Origin of the sequence: Massilia aurea (assembly GCF_024753205.1) — a bacterium.
GTDB lineage: Bacteria > Pseudomonadota > Gammaproteobacteria > Burkholderiales > Burkholderiaceae_D > Telluria > Telluria aurea.
The window spans coordinates 615,772-636,632 of the sequence record NZ_JANUGZ010000001.1; the positions used below are offsets into that span (position 1 = coordinate 615,772).

A 20,861-nucleotide genomic window follows, 5' to 3' on the forward strand; every position below is an offset into this window, starting at 1 on the left:
ATTGATGCGATTATTCTTGTCAGTAGCTATGTTGTTTCCTTTGAACGTATTGAAATTTGGCCGGGATTACTTGGTCTTGGCGGCGACTTCGCCCACCAGACGTTCCACGAGTGCATCGACGGACATCACGCCCAGATCGACATTGCCTCGGGCTCGCACAGCCACGGTATTCGCGTCTTTTTCTTTATCCCCAACAACGAGGATGTACGGCAGTTTTTGGACGGAATGTTCACGTATTTTATAGGTGATCTTCTCATTGCGCAAATCAGCGTGAACACGCAGGCCTGCGGCGCGCAGCTTGGCCTCGACTTCTTTCACGTAATCGCCCTGCGCATCCGAGATATTCAGCACCGCAACTTGCACCGGCGCCAGCCACAACGGCAGCGCGCCGGCATAGTTTTCGATCAGGATGCCGATGAAACGCTCCATCGAACCGACGATCGCACGGTGCAGCATCACCGGCACGCGGCGGGTGTTGTCTTCCGCCACATACTCGGAACCGAGGCGGCCCGGCATCGAGAAGTCGACCTGCACGGTGCCGACCTGCCATGGACGGCCGAGGCTATCCTTCAGGTGGTACTCGATCTTCGGACCATAGAACGCGCCCTCGCCCGGCAATTCGGTCCAGGTCACGCCGCAGGCACGCAGCGCCGAGCGCAGCGATTCTTCGGCCTGGTCCCAAACCTCGTCCGAACCGATACGGCTGTCGGGACGCAGCGCCAGCTTGACGTCGATATTGGCGAAACCGAAGTCGTCATACACGGCCATCGCCTGGGCATGGAACGACGTGACTTCGCGCTCGACCTGCTCTTCGGTACAGAAGATGTGGCCGTCATCCTGGGTAAAGCCGCGCACGCGCATCAGGCCGTGCAGCGCGCCGGACGGCTCGTTGCGGTGGCACTGGCCGAATTCGCCGAAGCGCAGCGGCAGGTCACGGTACGAGCGCATGCCCGAATTGTAGATCTGCACGTGGCCCGGGCAATTCATCGGCTTCAATGCGTACGAACGGTTCTCCGACTCGGTCGTAAACATATTGTCGCGGTAGTTTTCCCAGTGACCGGTCTTTTCCCACAGCGTGCGATCGAGAATCTGCGGCGCCTTGACTTCGCTGTAACCGGCAACCTGGTACTTGTGGCGCATGTACTGCTCGACCTGCTGCCAGATGGTCCAGCCCTTCGGATGCCAGAACACGAGGCCCGGGGCTTCTTCCTGGAAGTGGAACAGGTCCAGCGACTTGCCGAGTTTGCGGTGATCGCGCTTTTCGGCTTCCTCGAGCATGTGCAGGTACTGCTCCTGGTCTTCCTTCTTGGTCCAGGCGGTGCCGTACACGCGCTGCAGCATTTCGTTCTTCGAGTCTCCGCGCCAGTAGGCGCCCGCCAGCTTCATCAGCTTGAAGACTTTCAGCTTGCCGGACGATGGCACGTGCGGGCCGCGGCACAGGTCGGTGAAGCTGCCTTCGGTGTACAGCGAGACATCCTCGTTTGCCGGGATCGAGGCAATGATTTCCGCCTTGTAGTGTTCGCCGATCGATTTGAAGTAATCGACAGCTTCGTCACGCGGCAGCACCTTGCGGGTGACCGGCTCATCCTTCTTGGCCAGCTCGGTCATCTTCTTTTCGATGGCGGTCAGGTCGTCCGGGGTGAACGGACGCTTGTACGAGAAGTCGTAATAGAAACCATTTTCGATGACCGGACCGATCGTCACCTGCGCTTCAGGGAACAACTCCTTGACCGCGTGCGCCAGCAGGTGGGCGGTCGAGTGACGGATCACGTCCAGCCCTTCAGGATCGCGGTCGGTGACGATCGCGAGATCGGCGTCGGCATCGATCAGAAACGACGTGTCGACCACTTTGCCGTTGACCTTGCCGGCCAGCGCCGCCTTGCCCAAGCTCGGGGCAATGCTCTGCGCTACCTGCGCCACCGTCACGGGACCGTCAAACTGGCGGCTGGAACCATCGGGAAGTCGGACGTTCAACATGCTGTACTCCAATCGTGGCGCCGCGCGCCGTTAAATAACAAGAATCAAGGATAGTAAAATCTGGACGAAAAAAAACGCGGGCTAGCCGCGTTGATTCGTTGTGTTAAGCAAAAGCACACCCCTTCGCGTCTAGCGATTCCCCCACAACGTCGTTGTAGTTCGCGGTGTCATAACCGTGGTGCCTTTCTCGCTCTTACTGATGTTCTGGTGGGCGGTGCAGAATTCGAATCTGCGACCCCTTGGATGTCGACCAAGTATTCTAACCAGCTGAACTAACCGCCCGATGCCGTCATTATAGGGACCCGATGCGCGAACTGCAACCCTCACACAAAATTTATTGCTGACCAGGCTGTCATGCTGCACCGACGCCGATGATTTACACTGGTGCCCCGTTCGATTATTGATTGCATGGCGATGACGTACCAGCCGCACGACCCTTCCCACCTGCATGCGCACCTCGACGGTGACGCACGCCACTCCCATTCCATCGAAGCGCGCAGCCAGAAGGCGCTGGCGTTCGCGATGGGCTTGACCCTGCTGTTCGCGCTGATCGAGGTGATCACCGGCTTTCTGTCGAACTCGCTGGCCCTGATCTCGGACGCCGGCCATATGGTCACCGACGCCGCCGCCCTCGGCCTGGCCCTGCTCGCACAGATGATCGCCAAGCGTCCGCCCTCGGCGCGCCACTCGTTCGGCTTTGTACGCGCCGAAGCGCTGGCCGCATTCGTCAACTGCCTGGTGATGCTGGCCCTGGTGGGCTGGATCGGCTGGGAAGCCATCCAGCGCCTGATCCATCCGGAGCCCGTCAAGGGCGGCATCGTGCTGGTCGTGGCCGCGCTGGGCGCCTCGATCAATCTGCTCGTCGCGTGGATCCTGTCACGCAACAACGACAGCATCAACACGCGCGCTGCGCTCGTCAATGTGATGGGTGACCTGCTCGGCTCGCTGGCCGCGATCGCATCCGGCGCGATCATTTATTACACCGGGTGGCTGCGGGCCGACCCGATCCTGTCGATCTTCGTTGCCCTGCTGATCCTGCGCTCGACCAGCGGCATCCTGCGCGAGTCGTACCACTTTCTGATGGAAGCCGTGCCGCACGCGATCGACTTCGTGCAGGTCGGCGCCGACATGGCTGCCGTCGACGGCGTACTGGCCGTGCACGATATGCATGTATGGGACATGTCGCCCGGCCATCCTGCGCTGATCGGCCATATCGAGATCCGCAGCCTGGAGCAGTGGCCCGCCGTGCTGGAAGCCGTGCGCGCGATGCTGCGCGCGCGCCATGGCATCGACCACGTGACGCTGCAACCGGAAGCAGCCGGCGGCAAATCGCTGTGAAACCGGCGGTCAACATCGGCTTGCCACTTTTCGTGTAAGCACAGGCCCACTAGATGCGAGCGCGTGCGCCGATAGCCCGGTTCGGCAATCGGCGACATAATGCACGTATGGACCTTACACCGAACGTATTCGACACTCTCATCATCGGCGGCGGGCCGGGTGGCCTGACCGCCGCCATCTACCTGCGCCGCTTTACCCGCAATGTCGCCCTGGTCGACAAGGGCAACAGCCGCCTGGCCTGGATTCCAGTTTCGCACAACTATCCCGGCTTCCCGGACGGGATCAATGGCAAGCTGCTGCTTGACCAGCTGCGCTGCCAGCTCGGAAAATATGGCGGCCACGTGATTCCCGGCGAAATCAGCAACCTGCGCATCGACGACGGCCTGTTCATCGCCGACTGCACGAGCCCGGAGGGCGACGTCACCGAAATGCGCGCCTACACGGTGCTGCTCGCCACGGGCGTGGCGGACGTCGGCATGCCGGTCGAGCGCTGGGACGAAGCCGTGGCCAGCGGCGCGGTGCGCCTGTGCCCCGTGTGCGATGGCTACGACGTGATCGACAAGCGCATCGCCGTGGCCACGGCCGAAGTCAATCCGGTCGGCCACGCCCTCTTCATGCGCAGCTTCAGCCGCGACGTCCTGCTGTTCGAGCGCGCCGACGAGTCGGTGGTCGACGCCGACCAGCATGCGCAGTTGCAGGCGGCGAACGTGCAGCACATCGCGTCACCGCTGGCCGGCGTCACACTGACCGACGACCTGAAACCCGTGCTGCACACGCGCGACGGGCAATCCTATGAATGCGATGTGTTCTACCCGATGCTGGGCGAAAATGCCCGCTCCGCCCTGGCGGCCAATCTGGGCGCCGAAACGGTCGAATGCGACACGCTGACGGTGGACGACCATTGCCGCACGGCCGTGCCCGGCCTGTACGCGATCGGTGACGTCACGCGCGGGCTGAACCAGATCACGGTGGCCACCGGTCAGGCAGCCATTGCTGCAACGACGATCCACAACATGCTGCCGTGGGCGCTGCGCTGACGGGTTGAGTTTTACTGGCCGCCGGCCAGCTTGCGGCGCCGCTCGATCGCCGCCTGCGCGGTCGTGTCGCCCGCCGCTTCGGCGCGTTGCGCCTGCACGCCCAGCCATGCCAGCAGCGGTCGGCGCCAGCCCTGGGTCGACGCTGTGTCGACCGCCAGCGCGATGCCGGCCGGCGCGATGCGGCTCGCCTTGAACTGCGCGCCAGCCGCAACCAGCCGCGCCAGGGGATCGGCAATGGTCTCCAGCGTCCCACCACCAACAACGGCGCGATGCTGCTCGGGCAGCAGCGTCACATCCAGACCATCCCACTGCCCGGCCAGATACGCGGCGTAGGCACGCTGCGCCGGCGTGGCGCCCTCCGCCAGCGCCGCGTACCCCGGACAATCCTCGAACACCAGGCTGGCCACCTGCGCCGCGCAGCGCACCAGCTCGACCTGGGCCACGTGATCAAGACGGCCAGTGGCGGTGGTCTCGGCGCGCGCTTCGCGGAACTCGGCATTCGACGCGGCCGTATGCCCTTTCAGGTAATCGTCTACCGAGGCGTCGAGCGCGCCCTTGGCATTTGCCTGCCAGTCGGGTGGCAACGGCTTGCTCGCGCAGCCGGCCAGCATTGCAGCGATCAATAATGGAATGCACTTCATGGCAACTTGATCTCCGGATTGGTGCGCGCGAACGGCCACTTGCGGTTGATTTCCTCAACGAGGCGATTCACCTTGCGCAGACTGGCGTCGACATCGCCGCGCAGTGCGCTCAGGTCTTCGGTCGCTTCGCGCGTGTTGGCGCCAACGGCCTGCGCCTCGACCAGCACGGCGTCGACTTTCTTCAAGGTGGCGCTCGCGTCCTTGAGCACGACATCCAGCTGGCGCACGGCCGCCTGGGCATCGTCCATCACGCCGGCCTGGCCGAACACGCGCTGGTCGGCCTTGGCCAGGATCAGATTCACGCGGTCGAGCGCTTCCATCAGCTTCTTCGCTTCTTCGTCGCCACCGAGCGCGCCACCGAGCACGCCATAACGCCCCGACATGCGGCCCGTCACGGCCGACAGGTTCGACAGGCTGGTGTTCACGTCCGAGCCGGACGACGTCATCGTTTCCAGGTTTTCCAGCAGTCCGCGCGCCGTGGCGACGATTCGCGGGATTTCCGCGGTGGCGTCGCCGCGCAGCACGGTGCGGGTCGAGCCGGCCGGCAGCGGCGCATCGGTCAGCACGCCCGTGTAGGCGCGCAGCCGCGTTTCACCGACGATGCTCGACTCCAGCGTGAACACGCTCGAGGCGCGCAGCCACTTGGCGTCCTTGCTCTGGACGTCGACCAGGATATTCACCTTGCCGGTGTCGGCCAGCTCCACTTGGCGCACGCGCCCGATCGGAAAGCCGGCAAACGTCATGTCCATGCCGGGAATGACGCCGGTCGAATCGTCGGCCACGAGCGTGAGGCGCTGGGTCGGCTCGAACACGCCGCGCGCGTACATCACGTAGAACACGAAGCCGCAAATCATCAGCCCCAGAAAAACGAGGAGGATCACGGCCTTGGTTTCGACGTGCTTCGGCTCGTCGGGCAGCGCGCTATCGGGAATCTGGTCCGTCATGTGGGTATTGGTCCTGTCAATCAGATGTATTTCAGTGCAAGCGAGGCCGCTTCGATCACGATCAGCACGAACAGCAGGCGCAGTGCGCCCGGCTGCACGGTCGAGACCAGGCGGCGCGGGTAGCGCTGCAATTCGAGGATGGCGGCCGTCGGGATCAGCGCCACGGCCAGGCCGAACAGCACCGTCTTGAGCACGAAGCCGGCCGTGACGGTTGGCGCGAACACGCGCCCTACCGTGCGGGTATAGTCGCCCAGGCCCCACGGCGAGACGCCGTACACGTTCAGGTAGGCCAGCAGCAGCACGACGATGGACGTGACCAGCGCCAGCGTCAGCACCGCCACCGCATTCGCGATCAACTGGGGCACCAGGTCGTGGCGCATGCGGCGCAAGGCGTCGTCGCTGGCGCCACGCGCGGGCAGCGCGCGGTGAGCTAAGCCCAGCGCCGACGCGTCGAACGCCATGCTGGCGCGCAGCGCGACGAACAGCGCCGCGCACAGCGGAATCAGTTCGAGCACCAGCACCCGCACCACCATCTCGAGCGCAAAGCCCGACAAGCCATAGCTCTTGGCCGTGACCAGCACGATGCGGATGATGACGAGGCTCACCAGGCATGCAGCCAGCGTGAACCAGGGCAGTACCTGCCAGGTACTGGCGTGGATGTGGCGCGCGGTAGCGTGGAAGCGCTCGCGCTGCCAGGTGGACGGCGAGAACGCGAGCACGATGGCGATTGCGCCCAGATGAATCATGTACCACCAGCTGCGCAGGTAGCGTTTGGCGTGCGCGAACCAGAGTTCGGGATGGGCGGTGGAAGGAAGCGAGCGCGGCATGGGCTGAATGATACTGCGGTTGCGGCAGGCTGCGCGGGTCGGTGACAAATGATTACGTCACCTCCCCGCGCATAAAGCATGACACTACTGCCGCTTCGCCTCCATCACGCCGCCCACTTCCATGATCGCCGCCAGCGCCTTCTGCGCCTGCGCCGTCGACCCGATTTCGGCCGTGAAGATCATGCGCGCCTGCCCCTTGGCGCTTTGCGTATTCACCCCGATCACATTGATCTTCTCGCGCGAGAAGACTTCGGAGATATCGCGCAGCAGCCCTTGCCGGTCCTGCGCCAGGATGAACAGGTCGACCGGATACACGGTTTCGTTCCCCGCTGAACCCCATTCGGTCTGGATCACCCGTTCCGGCGACTTGGCCTGCATCTCGGAGAAGTTCTTGCAGGTCAGCCGGTGGATCGAGACACCCTTGCCGCGCGTGACAAAACCGATGATCGGATCGGGCGGCGCCGGCTTGCAGCACTTGGCGAGCAAGGTCATGAGCCCCTCGGTGCCCAGCACCAGCACGCCCGACTTGGCGCCCTGCTCCACGCTCGAGGCGCGGCTCTTGTTGTCGAACTTCGGTTCCTCCACCGGCGCCGGTTCGTCGCCATCGTGCAGCGCAGCCTCCACGTGGCGCAGGCTGAACTTGTCCTTGCCCACTTCGATGAACAGTTCATCGACCTTGGCAAAGCCCAGCTTTTGCGCGAGCAGTTCCAGGTTGACGGCCGTCTTGCCTTCGCGCTGGAGCGACTTTTCGACGAGCGCGCGGCCATGTGCCAGCGTTTCGGCCTGGTCCAGCGCATGGAACCATGCCCGGATCTTCGAGCGCGTGCGGCTGCTGACCGCGTAGCCGGGACTGAGCCAGTCGCGCGACGGGCCCTGGTTGCCGCTGGAGCCCTTGGCCGTAATGATTTCGCAGGTCTGGCCGTTCTTGAGCTGGGTATTGAGCGGCACCATCACGCCATCGATGCGCGCGCCGCGGCAGCGGTGGCCGACATCGCTGTGCAGGTGGTACGCGAAGTCGATCGGCGTGGCGCCCACCGGCAGTTCGAGCACCCGCGCCTGCGGTGTCAGCACGAAGATGCGGTCGTCGAGGGTCGTGGCCTTGAGCTTTTCAACCCATTCGCGCTGCAGTTCTTCCTGGCCCGACACTGCATCGGACACGTCGGTCTTCCAGGCCAGCAGCTGGCGCAGCCAGGCGATCTTTTCGTCGTATTGCTGGCTCTTGAAGTTGGAGCCCCCTTCTTCTTTATAACGCCAGTGCGCGGCGATGCCGTATTCGGCAAAGTTGTGCATCTCCTGCGTGCGGATCTGCACTTCGAGCGGCCGGCCGTCTTCGGCCATGACCACCGTGTGCAGCGAGCGGTAACCATTGGGCTTCGGGCGCGAGATATAGTCGTCGAATTCCTTCGGCACCGGCGTCCAGATATTGTGGATCACGCCCAGCACCGTGTAGCAGGTCTTGATGTCGGGGACGATCACGCGAAACGCGCGCACGTCATACAGCTCGGTGAAATCGAGCTCCTTGCCGCGCATCTTGCTCCAGATGCTGTAGATGTGCTTCGGCCGGCCCGACACATCGGCCGGAATCGAGGCCGATGCCAGCTCGCGTTGCAGGCGCTCGATCGACGAGGCGACGAAACTCTCGCGCGACATGCGCTTTTCTTCGAGCATCTTGGCAATGCGCTTGTAGGTATCAGGTTCGATGAAGCGAAACGCCAGGTCTTCGAGTTCCCACTTCAGTTGCCAGATGCCGAGCCGGTTGGCCAGCGGCGCATAGAAGTCCAGCACCTCGCGCCCGTAGGCGCGCGTGACGTCGTCAAACCGTTTGTGCTCGGCGAAGTGGCGCAGCGTGGCCGCGCACGAGGCCAGGCGCATCAGCACCACGCGCATGTCGGTGGCCATCGCCAGCAGCATCTTGCGCAGCGTCTCGTTTTGCGCCGCCGCCTGCTGGGCCGCATTCTTGCCGCTGCCCACGGGCGCGCCGCCGGCAGTCAGGTCGCGCAGGCGGATCAATTGATGCACGCCCTGCACGAGCGCAACGACGCCGGCGCCGAAGCGTTCCTCCAAGTCGGTGAACACGGCCGGGTCCATCAGCGCCAGCTCGAACACCAGGCCGGCGATGCGGGTTTCGGCATCGGTATTCAGGTACGCCAGCGTGCCGGCAGCGCCAAGCGAGAATTCGAACGCGCTCTGGCCCGAGCCGGCCAGGCGCGCGCCGTAGGCGCCGAACGCGTAGTCGAGCGCAGCGTGCACGCGCACGCAGTCCTCAGGGCTCAGCCCCTGTACCAGGCCGGTCTTGGTATCTCCTAACAGTGCGGTGGAGACCATGCGCTCAGCGCAGCGCGGCGATGACGCACACCTCGACCAGGCAGGCCGGATTGGCCAGCTTCGCTTCGACGGTGGCGCGCGGCGGCGTGTGGCCCTGGGCGACCCACTCGTCCCAGACATCGTTCATGCCGGGGAAGTTGTCCATGTCCGAGATGAAGATATTGCAGGACAGGATGCACGATTTGTCGCTGCCCGCTTCGCCCAGCAAACGGTCGACGTGGCCCAGCACTTCGCGCATCTGGCCATCGATGCCCTGGGTGGTGTCTTCGGCGATCTGGCCGGCCAGGTACACGGTCTCGTTGTGGATCGCGACTTCGGACAGTCGTTTGCCTACGTGCAGTCGTTTGATTTCCATGATCTCTTTCTGTTCGATAAAGGTTGATTCAGGCCGGATCGTCATGATCCCGTGCCGTTTAAAAATGTGCGGGCAAGCGCGATCTGATCGGCGTGCACGAAGGTCGGCGCATGGCCGACGCCGGGGATCTCGACCAAACGCGCCCGCGGCCCGCGGGTCGTCATCTGCTGCGCCGTGGCGCGCGAGAGCAGATCGGACTGTTCGCCACGCACCAGCAGCGTGGGGCACGTGATGGCATCCCAGGCTGCCCACAGCGCCGCTTCGTCCTCGGCCGCACGCGCTACCGTCATGCTGCGAAACGGCTGCGCCAGGTTCAGGTCGTAGTGGCGGCGCCACTGGCCGTCGCCGTCCTGGCGCAGCACATCGCTGGCCAGCTTGTGCCACTCGTCGTCGGCGTGCGGCCCGAACGTGGCCGAGACGGCCTTAATGTAATCCGCGCCGGCCGCAAAGCTCGGAAAGCGCACGTCCTGGCCGATGTACTCGCCGATGCGCTGCAGCGCCTCGCCGCCCAGTGCCGGGCCGATATCGTTGATCACGAGCCGCGAGATCGGCGAATTTTCCAGTGCCGCGAGCGACATGCCGATCAGGCCGCCCATCGAGGTGCCGAACCAGGCGACGTCTTCATTGTCGGAGCCGGCAGTGACACGGGCAATCAGCGTGACCATGTCGGCCACGTATTGCGACACCTGATAACCGGCCGGATCGCGCAGCCGGTCGGAGCGGCCGCGCCCGACGATATCCGGGCACACGACACGCCACGTATCGCACAGCGCCTGCGCCATATCGTCAAAATCATCCCCGACGCGGGTTACGCCGTGCACGCACACGAGCACCTTCGGATTGTCCGCCGCGCCCCATTCCTTGTAGGCGACACGGTGCAAACCGGCAGGCGAGATGCACTGGACGCTCTTGAATCTGGGCTCGGACATCGCGACTCCGGAATAAGAAAATCATGAAAGGCGCCTGGCTGCTTTCGCACGCGGGAGGCGTTACGGTTAGAATTCTACCAATTCTGAGGGAGTTCCCCCCATACGCTCGCCATCGGGCATTTACCCATGAGGACACAATGACATCGACCATGCTAAACGGTAAAACGGCTCTCGTCACCGGATCGACCTCCGGCATCGGCCTGGGCATCGCACGCTCGCTGGCCGAACAGGGGGCCAATATCGTGTTCAACGGCTTCGGCGACGCGCAGCAAATCGAAAAGCTCTACACCGATATCGGCGCCGAATTCGGTGTGCAGACGGCGTACCACAATGCCGACATGTCCAAGCCCGACGAGATCGCCGCGCTGATGCAGTATGCGAACGACAAATTCGGCGGCGTCGACATCCTGGTCAACAATGCCGGCATCCAGCACGTGGCCGCGCTCGAAGATTTTCCGGCCGAACGCTGGGACGCGATCATCGCCATCAACCTGAGCTCGGCGTTCCACACGACGCGCCTGGCCCTGCCCGGCATGAAGCAAAAGAACTGGGGCCGCATCATCAATCTGGCCTCGGTCCATGGCCTGGTGGGCTCGAGCCAGAAGTCAGCCTATGTCGCGGCCAAGCACGGGCTGGTCGGCCTGACCAAGGTCACCGCGCTGGAAACGGCGCAGACGGGCGTGACCTGCAATGCGATCTGCCCCGGCTTCGTGCTCACGCCACTGGTCCAGAAGCAGGTGGACGACCGCGCCGCCCGCGAAGGGCTCGACAACGACGCCGCGCGCAAGGCGCTGCTGCTCGAAAAGCAGCCGTCCGGCGAATTCGTCACGCCCGACGAACTGGGCGCGCTGGCTGTGTTCTTCTGCAGCCCGGCGGCGAACCAGGTGCGCGGCGTGGCCTGGAATATGGACGGCGGCTGGGCTGCCCAGTAATAATTCTCCCGTCGTGGCCGGGCTTGTTGCCCGGCCACGCACACTCCGGGTGCAAAAATTTCCACGCCGCACTGCTGCGGTGCAGCATGCGGATTTCCACAATAGCCCGCACCGCTTGAATGCGCCACCATGGCATTACTACCAACCTCGTTGAAGAGTTGCCATGAAGAAGCCGTTTTATAAAATCCTGTACGTCCAGGTATTGTTCGCCATTGTTCTTGGCGTGTTGCTGGGCGTATTTTACCCAGAGGTAGGCACCGCGATGAAGCCACTGGGAGACGGCTTCATCAAACTGATCAAGATGATCATCGCCCCCGTGATCTTCTGTACCGTCGTCGCCGGTATCGCCGGCATGCAGGACATGAAGAAGATCGGCCGCGTCGGCGGCAAGGCACTGCTGTACTTCGAAGTCGTCTCGACCTTCGCCCTGGCCATCGGCCTGGTCGTGGCCAACGTCGCCAAGCCGGGTGCCGGCTTCAACGTCGATCCGGCCACGCTCGATTCGAGCGCGATTGCGCAATACACGACCAATGCGCATGCCCAGACCACGACCGAGTTCATCATGCACATCATCCCGACGACGTTCGTGGATGCGTTTGCTACGGGTAACATCCTGCAAGTGCTGCTGGTCGCGATCCTGTTCGGTTTCGCGCTGTCGATGATGGGCGAGCGCGGCCGTCCGGTGACCAAGCTCATCGATGACGTTTCGCACGTGATCTTTGGCATCGTCAATATCATCATGAAGGTTGCTCCGCTGGGCGCATTCGGTGCGATGGCGTTCACGATCGGCAAATACGGCATCGCATCGCTGCTGCCGCTGGCCAAGCTGATGGGTTCGTTCTACCTGACCTGCGCCCTGTTCATCTTCATCGTGCTGGGCGCAATCGCCCGCTTCACCGGCTTCTCGATCTTCAAGTTCATCCGCTACATCAAGGAAGAACTGCTGATCGTGCTGGGAACGTCGTCGTCGGAAAGCGCTCTGCCAAGCCTGATGCGCAAGCTGGAAAGCCTGGGCTGCGCCAAGCCGGTCGTCGGCCTGGTCGTGCCAACCGGCTACTCGTTCAACCTGGACGGCACCAATATCTACATGACGATGGCCGCCCTGTTCGTGGCGCAAGCAACCAACACCGACCTGACGCTGACCCAGGAACTGACCATCCTGCTGGTGGCGATGCTGACCTCGAAAGGCGCATCGGGCATCACCGGCGCCGGCTTCATCACGCTGGCCGCAACGCTGGCCGTGGTGCCGACGATTCCGGTGGCCGGCATGGCGCTGATCCTGGGCATCGACCGCTTCATGAGCGAAGCGCGCGCGCTGACCAACTTCATCGGCAACGGTGTCGCCACGGTCGTCGTGTCGAAATGGGAAAACGAACTTGACGTCAAGCGCATGGACGATGTCCTGCATGGCCGCGTGATCGTCGAAGACCAGACCACGATGAAGGCCGTGCGCGAAGCGGCGTAATCGTCTGCGTTTGCCCTTCCATGAAAGCCGCACCCTTCGGGGTGCGGCTTTTTTTTTGGCGCAGTCAGCGTTATCTGTTGATGATTCTGACTGCAATTGAGAACAATTGTTCGACTGAACTGACCCGCCCACCATCCAGGGCCCAGAGCCAACCCAGATAATTGCGCAAATAGCGGGAGGCCACGCCGCGAAAGCCCCGTAGCCAGGACTTGAAACGCCCATGGTAGGCATTCACGTTCTGCACGTGAATAGCGCGGCTGCCCGAGTGCCTGGTACGCACGCCGGCACGGAGATTCACCGCCTCGTGGCCAATCCTGAACTTGCGTGCGAAGGCCCGGTAGGCAGCATGACTGTCCGTGACCAACAATGCCTGCGCGTCGAGCCGAGGCAGTAAGTCGCGTTCGAGTTGCGCGACCGTCAAAGCGCCTCGCCCGGTGACGGCATCGATGGTGTTGCCGTTACGGTCGCGCGCGACCAGTATGCAATCGAGGTGCCGCGAAATGCCACGCGCAGGGGCGTGCCCGCCCCGCCGGCGCGGCGGGCGGTCAAGCGTGCGCGATCCTTTTTGCGACTCCAGAAGAAACGTCTCGTCGGCCTCGACAATGCCGTTCAGGGATGCCGGTCGGTCGTGCTTGACCCAATCGAGGAAGCGGTGACGCCATCGAAAGGCGGTATTACGGTGCACGCCAACCCGGTCTGCACCTTTACGCACGGATAGTGAATCGAGCAGCACCTGTGAATACGCCAGCCATTTGGCCTTGTGCCTGAGCCGCGCCAGGGGTGTGCCGCTCAGGTCGTTGAATGTACGGCCACAGGCGCAGCAGCGAAAGCGCTGCAGATCATTGGCGAAACCGTGCCGGTGACAGCGTTGGTCACCACAGCGGGGACAGCAACGGCCAGGCCCTCTGGCCTGGGTAATGAGTGCGACTACCTGGTCGAGGCCAGCTGCAGGATGCAGGGCGTCGAACACTTGCTTGCGCTGCGGCACGTTCAGCGATGGCAGTCTGGCAAACCAACTCTTGAAACTTGGCGCTTTCATGACTGGCTCCTGACGTTGGGGACAGGCGTTGGACCACGGAACCGCTCATCAGTTCAAAGCTCGGCTCTATTTAACGTTGACTGCGCCTTTTGGGCGTGCCTGATCGTGTCGAGGCCGCTCGATAGTGTCTGGTATATTCGGAACATCCCGACTGACGACCGGCCGCGCCGGTGCTTGCAAGATGCTGATTGCCGCTACCCCCGACAACGAAGCCGCGCGCCTGACCGCCCTGTACGACCTGCTGCTCCTGGACACGCCCGCCGAGGAGCGCTTCGACCGGATCGTGGCCTTCGCCGCCACCGAGTTCGATGTACCGATCGTCACCGTTACGCTGGTCGACACGGATCGCCAATGGTTCAAGGCCCGCACCGGCACCGAGCTGTGCGAAACCGGCCGCGACATCTCGCTGTGCTCCCACGCGATCCTTGAGCAGGACATCCTGGTCGTGAACGACACGCTGCTCGATGCGCGCTTTGCCGACAATCCCCTCGTCACCGGCGCACCGCACATCCGTTTCTATGCCGGGGCGCCATTGACCATGCCCTCGAGCCTGAGCCTGGGCACCTTGTGCCTGATCGACCGCAAGCCACGCACGCTCGACGCGATGGAACTGGGCATCCTGCGCACGCTGCGCGATCTGGTCGTACTGGAACTGCGCAATATCAGCGAGGTGGCCGATGCCTGACGCAACCAAGCACATCCTGCTGGTCGAACCGGAACCGATGCTGCGCCGTACCGTCGCGATGACGGCGCGCAGCCTGAACCTGGGCCAGGTCCACGAAGCGGCAACGAGCGCGGCCGCACTGCGCCTGCTGAGCGTGCGCACCTTCCAGGGCGCGGTGATCGCCGTCGACTGCGTGGGCAGCGGCAAGGACAGCCGCTACGACCTGGGCCTGATCGACCGTCTGCGCGCCGATGCGGCCGCCAACAAGCAAGGCTTGTCGATTGCGATCATGACCGAAACCGCCACGCCCGAACTCCTGAGCGACCTGCGCGAACGCCGGATCACCCGCGTGATCCTCAAGCCGTTTCGCGCCAGGGTCGTGCTCGACACCATCGAGACGATGTGCCGCTCAGGGAAAACATAGGCCGAGCTCGCCAGCGCACGCACAAATCTTCGTAGACAACTCGATCTAGACAAGATAATCTAGCTTCATCTTGCCTATTCGAGGATGTCATGCCGCACTCCCCCGACGCGCCCAAGCCCACGCCTGCCGAGCTTGACCTGTTACAAGTGCTGTGGCCGCTGGGCGCCGCCACTGCCAAGCAGGTCCACGAAGCGATGCTGCCGCAGCGGCCCGACGTGACCTACGCGACGGTGCTGCGGCTGATGCAGGTCATGCACGCCAAGGGTTTGCTGGGCCGCGACGAGAGCGAACGCTCGCACGTCTACAGCCCGGTCCACGCGCGCGATGCGCTGCAGGGCAATCTGCTCAATGACCTGATGCAACGGGCCTTTGCCGGCTCGGCCAAGGCGCTCGTACTGGCGGCGCTCAAGAGCGGCATCTCGAAGAAGGAACGGGCCGAGATCGAGCAACTGCTCAAGGACGGGGACGGCCAATGACCGCCGCCCATCTGGTCGCCAGCATCGGCTGGACGCTCGTCGAATTCATCTGGCAAGGCGCGCTGATCGGCTGCGCCGTGGCGCTGGCGATGAGCTTGCTGCGCAATGCGCGCGCCGAGCACCGGTACGCAGTCGCCTGCGCTGGCCTATTGCTGTGCCTGCTCTGGCCCGCGGCCGAACTGGCGGCGCGCCTGGCCGGCACGCAGGATCTGGCGGCCCAGCCGATGGCGGCCTTCGCTAGCGGGCTGCTGGCGGGTCCGCTCGACGACAGCTGGCGCGCCGTGTTCGAACGCAGCCTGGGCTGGATCGTTGGCACGTGGGGTGTCTGCGCTCTCGTGCTCGCATTGCGGATGATCGCAGGTTTGCTGTGGCTGCACCGCGCAGCGGCGGTCGAGGCATCCGATCCGGTCTGGCAAGCCCGGATCGACCGGATGGCGCAGGCCGCCGGCATTGCGCGCACGGTGCGGCTGCGCATCGTCGCGGGCCTGCCCAGCCCGGTCACCTTCGGCTGGTGGCGCCCGGTGGTGCTGGTGCCGGCATCGCTCATGTCCGGCATGCCGGCCCACTTGCTCGAAGCACTGCTGGCGCACGAGCTGGCCCATATCCGGCGTCACGACTACCTCGTCAACCTGCTGCAGAACGTGGTCGAGGCACTGCTGTTTTATCACCCGGCAATCTGGTGGATCTCGGGACGCATCCGCGCCGAACGGGAACTGGTTGCCGACACCATCGCAGCAAGACAACTGGGCGAACCGCGGCGCCTGGCTCTTGCGCTATCCGAACTGGAACGACTCCAGTTTTCAACCCAGCATCTGGCCCAGGCGGCCAATGGAGGCAATCTCATGCAACGCATCAAACAACTTGTTCGTCCCGATACGCAGGCACTGAACTGGAAAGCCGCGCTTCCGGTGCTCGGCCTGGCCCTGGCCGCCCTGGCCGGCTGCACGAGCACGGCGCCGGTCAACCCGTTTGCCGCCATGCCCGACAACGATACGACGTCGCCGGTCGCAAAATTCAATTCTTGCGCCAAGCCTGTGTACCCGGCCGATGCGCTGGCAGCCAAGGTCGAGGGCACGGTAACGCTCGGAATGCTGGTAAAGGCCGATGGCAAGGTGCGCGAAGCTGTCGTGCGCCAGACCAGCGGCAATGGGTCGCTCGACGAGGCAGCGCGCGCCGCGATTGCCAAATGCAGCTTCCAGCCGGGCACGGTGAATGGCGCGGCGAAGGAACAGTGGACCGAAGTGAAGTATGTGTGGACGACGAGCTGATTACCTCTATCGCCAAGCATTACCGTAGGGTGGACGGCTGCGCCGTCCACGCGTTCAACGATTGTTGATGCGCCACGAAATCCGGGCAAGTTGAACGCATGGGCGGCATAGCCGCCCACGCTACGTTCGGCGACGGCTACGCGTGCTGGACGGACGACACGTCCAGTTCGCAACCGGTCGCCGCGACAATCTCGTCCACACTGACGCCAGGCGCCAGCTCGACCAGCTTCAAGCCGCTGGCCGTTACATCAAGCACGCCCAGGTCGGTAATGATGCGATCGACCACGCCGACACCTGTCAACGGCAGATCGCACTTCTTCAGCAGCTTGTGGCTGGTGGAACCATCCTTGGCGGTGGCGACATGTTCCATCACCACGACCACGCGCTTGACGCCGGCCACCAGGTCCATCGCACCGCCCATGCCCTTGACCATTTTCCCCGGGATCATCCAGTTGGCCAGATCGCCTTCTTCGGAGACCTGCATCGCGCCCAGGATCGCCAGGTTGATCTTGCCGCCGCGGATCATGCCGAACGAATCGGCCGAGCTGAAGTAGGCCGAGCCCGGCAGCGCCGTCACGGTCTGCTTGCCGGCGTTGATCAGGTCGGCGTCGACCGCATCTTCCGTCGGGAACGGGCCGATGCCCAGCAGGCCGTTTTCGGACTGCAGCGAGACCTCGATATCCTTCGGGACATAGTTTGCCACCAGGGTTGGTAAGCCAATGCCCAGGTTCACATAGAAGCCGTCTTGCAGCTCCAGCGCCGCACGCGCGGCCATTTCATCACGAGTCCATGCCATGTTGTTGTCTCCGTTTCTGTCGTCGGGTAAGTGCGCTTAGTTGCTCACGGTGCGCTGCTCGATGCGCTTCTCGGGCGACGGGTTGTGGACGATGCGGTGCACGAAGATGCCCGGGGTATGCACGTGGTCGGGATCGATCTCGCCGACTTCCACCAGCTTCTCGACTTCGACGATGCAGATCTTGCCGGCCGTGGCCACGTTGGGGTTGAAGTTGCGGGCCGTCTTGCGAAACACGAGGTTGCCCGAGCGGTCGGCCATATAGGCCTTGACCAGCGATACATCGGGGAACAGCGCGTGCTCCATCACGTAATGCTCGCCATTGAATTCGCGGGTTTCCTTGCCGTCGGCGACGATGGTGCCATAGCCGGTCTTGGTGAAGAACGCCGGGATGCCGGCACCGCCGGCGCGCAGCTTCTCGGCCAGCGTGCCTTGCGGCGTGAATTCGAGTTCGAGTTCGCCGGCCAGGAACTGGCGCGCGAATTCCTTGTTTTCACCGACGTACGACGCGATCATTTTCTTGATCTGGCGTGTCTCGAGCAACTGGCCCAGGCCGAAACCATCGACGCCCGCGTTGTTGGAGATGGCGGTGAGTTGCTTGACACCCGAGTCGCGCAATGCCGCGATCAGGGCTTCCGGAATACCGCACAGGCCAAACCCGCCCACGGCGATGGTCTGGCCGTCCTGCACGACGCCTTCAAGTGCCGAGCGCGCGTCTGGATACACTTTATTCATACCTGTCCCTTTTATAAGTTTGAGAACCCGTCTCAGCATAGAATACCGGCAGCCCGTGCACAATACCGTAGAACTACCGCCATGCCGCGCCACCTGCACGCCAATGAACAACGCCCTGACCCGCCTCACATGAACCTGCCGCACACGATTGACTACGAGATGATTTTCCAGCACGCGCCAGTGGGCATGTGCATCTCGCGCGACCGGGTGATAGAGGCCTGCAATGGCGCGCTGGCAGCGATGTTCGGCCATCCGGCCGGCCACCTGACCGGCTCGTCGTTCTCGGTGCTGTATCCGACGATGGACGAATTTCTGCGCACGGGCGACCGCATCATCCCGATCATGAATGCGAAGGGGCGCTACTCGGACGAGCGCATCATGCGCCGCGCCAATGGCGAGCTGTTCTGGTGTCACGTGACGGGCCGTGCGCTGTCCCCGCTCGAGCCCCTGGGCGCGGGCGTCTGGATCTTCGAGGATGTCAGCGAGAAGCGCCCCGTGACGGCGCAGCTGACGCCGCGCGAGCGCGAGATCGCCGCACTGCTGGTCGAGGGCAAGACCAGCAAGATCATCGCGCGCGAAACCGACCTCAGTCCGCGCACGGTCGAAATGCACCGCGCCAGCCTGATGCGCAAGTTTGCGGCATCGACGTCGGTGGAACTGGTGCACAAGCTGGTGGGTGCGGGCTGAGGGGGCCATCAGAGCCCCGATCCACCTTCGCACGATCACAGATACAGCTGCCAGTGCTGTTCGCGCGTGCGCTCAAGCAGCAGACGCAGATCACCGTCAAGCCGCCGGTCTTCACGCACCGGCGCAATATCTTGCCCCAGCTGCGCCAGCATCTCCGCCAGCGGCGCCGGCAACACGCGCTCCGGCTCGAGCCGGCAGCGCAGCCACACGCCCTGATGCACCCCGATCAAGAGCGCTGCGGCCACCTGCTCGGTCAGTTCCAGCACGCGCAGGCAGTCGCGCGCGGCGATCGTGCCCATGCTGACCTTGTCCTGGTTGTGGCATTCGGTCGAGCGCGAAAAGACCGATGCCGGCATCGTCAGCTTGAGCGCTTCGGCCGTCCAGGCCGACGCGCTGATCTGCAGCGCCTTGAGGCCATGATTGATCGCAGCGCGCTCGCCCTCCATGCCCGACAGGTTGGCGGGCAGACCGGCGTTGTAGCGTGGATCGACCAGCAGCGCCAGTTGCCGGTCGAGCAGGTCGGCCAGATTGGCGACGGCATTCTTCATGCTGTCCATCGCGAACGCGATATGGCCGCCGTAGAAGTGCCCGCCATGCAGCACGCGCTCGCCCTCGGCGTCGATGATCGGATTGTCGTTCGCGCTATTGAGTTCGTTCTCGACCGTGGTGCGAAAGAACGGCAGCGCGTCGGCCAGCACGCCGATCACATGCGGCGCGCAGCGGATCGAATAACGGTCCTGCAGGCGCTTACCGTTGCGCTCCTGCTGGCCGGTGTACGCCAGATCAGCGCGCAGCCAGGCGGCCACGTCCTGCATGCCCGCATGCGGCTTGACCGAGAACAGCGTTTCGTCAAAGTGATCGGCGTTGCCATCCAGTGCAAACGAAGCCATCGCCGTGATGCGCGTGGCCAGGCGCGTCAGGTAGGCGGCGCGGTCCCAGGCCAGGCAAGCCAGGCCCGTCATGACGGCGGTGCCGTTCATGATCGCTAGACCCTCTTTCGGCCGCAGGCGCAGCGGCGCGATGCCGGCCTCGCGCAGCGCATCGGCAGCGGGCATCTGCACGCCGCCGCGCAACACTTCGCGTTCGCCGCACAGTACCGCTGCGAGATAGGACAACGGCGTCAGGTCACCGCTGGCGCCGACCGAGCCTTCGCTGGGGATCAGTGGCAACAGGTCGGCATCGAACAGGCGCACCATCTGCTCGAGCAGGTCGATGCTGACGCCCGAGAACCCTTTCGCCAGCGACGCCAGGCGCGCCGCCATCACGGCGCGCGTCTCGGCCGGACTTAGAAAACTGCCCAGGCCACAGCCGTGGTAGGTGTACAGGTGGTGCGGCAGTTCGGTCACGAGCGCCAGCGGTACTGGCACCATGCACGAATCGCCGTAGCCGGTGGTCACGCCATAGATGGCGCCGTCTTCAAGCAGCAGCCGGTCGAGGAAGTCGGCGCCGCGCTGAATAAAAGCGCGAAAGGCCGGGTCGGGCGAGAGCACCGGCTGGGCCGCGCCGCGCGCGATGGCGACGATGTCGTCCAGCGCGAGGCGGTTGCGGTCGAAACAGACCACCGCGGTCACGTAGCCGGGAAGACGCTGCGCAGTGCAGCCGGCAACGGGGCCGACTTGCCCACCTTGAAATCGACCCACACCACCTTGGCCATCCCGTTGGCGTGCAGCTCGCCCGGTGCGCCGTCAGCATCCAGCAGACGGATTTCGTGCGACACCTCGATGCTCGAGCGCCCCGGCGGCGCGATGAAGGTACGCACCTCGATCTCGCCCGGATAGGTCAGCTGCTTCAGAAAGTTCATCGATGCGTTGACGATGACGGGGCCTTGGTCGCGCGAGTCGGGCAAGCCGCCCACCTGCTCGAGCCAGGCAATGCGGGCCGACTCGATGTAACGGAAATAATTGGTATTGTTGACGTGCCCCATGGCGTCCATATCGCCCCAGCGGATCGGCATGCGCATGGTGTGCACCAGCATCGGTGCGATGTTCTCACTACTCATTCTGTG

At 63.8% G+C, this 20,861-nt stretch carries 21 protein-coding genes and 1 tRNA gene; 9 read left to right on the forward strand and 13 right to left on the reverse strand.

Annotated features, from left to right (window positions below; translation table 11 throughout):
- Positions 1–66: 66 nt before the first annotated feature.
- Together thrS and NX775_RS02505 are read right to left on the reverse strand one after the other, a co-directional pair.
- Positions 67–1,977, reverse strand: coding sequence for a threonine--tRNA ligase (gene thrS / locus NX775_RS02500; protein ID WP_183553081.1), 1,911 nt, complete (start codon positions 1,975–1,977; stop codon positions 67–69).
- 205 nt (positions 1,978–2,182) lie between these two features.
- Positions 2,183–2,259, reverse strand: a tRNA-Val gene (locus NX775_RS02505).
- A gap of 132 nt (positions 2,260–2,391) precedes the next feature.
- On the opposite strand from NX775_RS02505, the gene NX775_RS02510 reads away from it, so the two are divergent.
- Together NX775_RS02510 and NX775_RS02515 are read left to right on the forward strand one after the other, a co-directional pair.
- Positions 2,392–3,315, forward strand: coding sequence for a cation diffusion facilitator family transporter (locus tag NX775_RS02510; RefSeq protein ID WP_258835093.1), 924 nt, complete (start codon positions 2,392–2,394; stop codon positions 3,313–3,315).
- A gap of 107 nt (positions 3,316–3,422) precedes the next feature.
- The gene (locus NX775_RS02515) at positions 3,423–4,352 is read left to right on the forward strand and encodes an NAD(P)/FAD-dependent oxidoreductase (protein WP_258834562.1); all 930 of its coding nucleotides are present in this window, start codon (positions 3,423–3,425) and stop codon (positions 4,350–4,352) included.
- Between the two features lie 11 nt (positions 4,353–4,363).
- Here NX775_RS02515 and NX775_RS02520 read toward each other — a convergent pair whose 3' ends face one another.
- The 6 genes from NX775_RS02520 to NX775_RS02545 form a co-directional block, all read right to left on the reverse strand.
- Positions 4,364–4,993, reverse strand: coding sequence for a hypothetical protein (locus tag NX775_RS02520; RefSeq protein WP_258834563.1), 630 nt, complete (start codon positions 4,991–4,993; stop codon positions 4,364–4,366).
- On the reverse strand, positions 4,990–5,937 hold the full coding sequence (locus tag NX775_RS02525; protein WP_258834564.1) for an MlaD family protein: 948 nt from the start codon (positions 5,935–5,937) through the stop codon (positions 4,990–4,992). The genes NX775_RS02520 and NX775_RS02525 overlap by 4 nt, the downstream gene beginning before the upstream one ends.
- A 20-nt stretch (positions 5,938–5,957) precedes the next feature.
- Positions 5,958–6,764: an MlaE family ABC transporter permease gene (locus NX775_RS02530; RefSeq protein ID WP_258834565.1), complete on the reverse strand. Its 807-nt coding sequence runs from the start codon at positions 6,762–6,764 to the stop codon at positions 5,958–5,960.
- Positions 6,765–6,848: 84 nt separating this feature from the next.
- Complete coding sequence (locus tag NX775_RS02535) at positions 6,849–9,089, reverse strand: RelA/SpoT family protein (protein ID WP_258834566.1); 2,241 nt, start codon at positions 9,087–9,089, stop codon at positions 6,849–6,851.
- 4 nt (positions 9,090–9,093) lie between these two features.
- Complete coding sequence (locus NX775_RS02540) at positions 9,094–9,444, reverse strand: RidA family protein (RefSeq protein ID WP_183553092.1); 351 nt, start codon at positions 9,442–9,444, stop codon at positions 9,094–9,096.
- 41 nt (positions 9,445–9,485) lie between these two features.
- On the reverse strand, positions 9,486–10,373 hold the full coding sequence (locus NX775_RS02545; RefSeq protein WP_258834567.1) for an alpha/beta fold hydrolase: 888 nt from the start codon (positions 10,371–10,373) through the stop codon (positions 9,486–9,488).
- A 149-nt stretch (positions 10,374–10,522) separates the two neighbouring features.
- On the opposite strand from NX775_RS02545, the gene NX775_RS02550 reads away from it, so the two are divergent.
- Entirely contained in the window at positions 10,523–11,305 is a 783-nt protein-coding gene (locus tag NX775_RS02550; protein WP_258834568.1) for a 3-hydroxybutyrate dehydrogenase, read from the forward strand.
- 163 nt (positions 11,306–11,468) lie between these two features.
- A complete protein-coding gene (locus tag NX775_RS02555) occupies positions 11,469–12,770 on the forward strand; it encodes a dicarboxylate/amino acid:cation symporter (RefSeq protein WP_258834569.1) in 1,302 nt (433 codons plus the stop codon).
- A 70-nt stretch (positions 12,771–12,840) separates the two neighbouring features.
- On the opposite strand, the gene NX775_RS02560 is transcribed toward NX775_RS02555, so the two are convergent.
- Positions 12,841–13,809 (reverse strand): IS1595 family transposase, encoded by a 969-nt coding sequence (locus NX775_RS02560; RefSeq protein WP_258834570.1) that lies wholly within the window; start codon positions 13,807–13,809, stop codon positions 12,841–12,843.
- A 181-nt stretch (positions 13,810–13,990) separates the two neighbouring features.
- On the opposite strand from NX775_RS02560, the gene NX775_RS02565 reads away from it, so the two are divergent.
- From NX775_RS02565 to NX775_RS02580, 4 genes are all read left to right on the forward strand, one after another.
- Positions 13,991–14,494, forward strand: coding sequence for a GAF domain-containing protein (locus NX775_RS02565; protein ID WP_258834571.1), 504 nt, complete (start codon positions 13,991–13,993; stop codon positions 14,492–14,494).
- Positions 14,487–14,897, forward strand: coding sequence for a DNA-binding transcriptional response regulator (locus NX775_RS02570; protein ID WP_258834572.1), 411 nt, complete (start codon positions 14,487–14,489; stop codon positions 14,895–14,897). The genes NX775_RS02565 and NX775_RS02570 overlap by 8 nt, the downstream gene beginning before the upstream one ends.
- Before the next feature lie 89 nt (positions 14,898–14,986).
- Complete coding sequence (locus tag NX775_RS02575) at positions 14,987–15,373, forward strand: BlaI/MecI/CopY family transcriptional regulator (RefSeq protein WP_258834573.1); 387 nt, start codon at positions 14,987–14,989, stop codon at positions 15,371–15,373.
- A complete protein-coding gene (locus NX775_RS02580; protein ID WP_258834574.1) occupies positions 15,370–16,641 on the forward strand; it encodes a M56 family metallopeptidase in 1,272 nt (423 codons plus the stop codon). The genes NX775_RS02575 and NX775_RS02580 overlap by 4 nt, the downstream gene beginning before the upstream one ends.
- A 136-nt stretch (positions 16,642–16,777) precedes the next feature.
- Here NX775_RS02580 and NX775_RS02585 read toward each other — a convergent pair whose 3' ends face one another.
- Together NX775_RS02585 and NX775_RS02590 are read right to left on the reverse strand one after the other, a co-directional pair.
- A complete protein-coding gene (locus NX775_RS02585) occupies positions 16,778–17,437 on the reverse strand; it encodes a 3-oxoacid CoA-transferase subunit B (RefSeq protein ID WP_258834575.1) in 660 nt (219 codons plus the stop codon).
- A 36-nt stretch (positions 17,438–17,473) separates the two neighbouring features.
- Complete coding sequence (locus NX775_RS02590) at positions 17,474–18,169, reverse strand: CoA transferase subunit A (RefSeq protein WP_258834576.1); 696 nt, start codon at positions 18,167–18,169, stop codon at positions 17,474–17,476.
- A 129-nt stretch (positions 18,170–18,298) separates the two neighbouring features.
- Here NX775_RS02590 and NX775_RS02595 point away from each other — a divergent pair, with 129 nt between their 5' ends.
- The gene (locus tag NX775_RS02595) at positions 18,299–18,856 is read left to right on the forward strand and encodes a PAS and helix-turn-helix domain-containing protein (RefSeq protein WP_258835094.1); all 558 of its coding nucleotides are present in this window, start codon (positions 18,299–18,301) and stop codon (positions 18,854–18,856) included.
- A 35-nt stretch (positions 18,857–18,891) separates the two neighbouring features.
- On the opposite strand, the gene NX775_RS02600 is transcribed toward NX775_RS02595, so the two are convergent.
- Both NX775_RS02600 and NX775_RS02605 read right to left on the reverse strand, forming a co-directional pair.
- On the reverse strand, positions 18,892–20,427 hold the full coding sequence (locus NX775_RS02600) for an HAL/PAL/TAL family ammonia-lyase (protein WP_258835095.1): 1,536 nt from the start codon (positions 20,425–20,427) through the stop codon (positions 18,892–18,894).
- Positions 20,424–20,855, reverse strand: coding sequence for an acyl-CoA thioesterase (locus tag NX775_RS02605; RefSeq protein ID WP_258834577.1), 432 nt, complete (start codon positions 20,853–20,855; stop codon positions 20,424–20,426). The genes NX775_RS02600 and NX775_RS02605 overlap by 4 nt, the downstream gene beginning before the upstream one ends.
- Positions 20,856–20,861 lie beyond the last annotated feature (6 nt).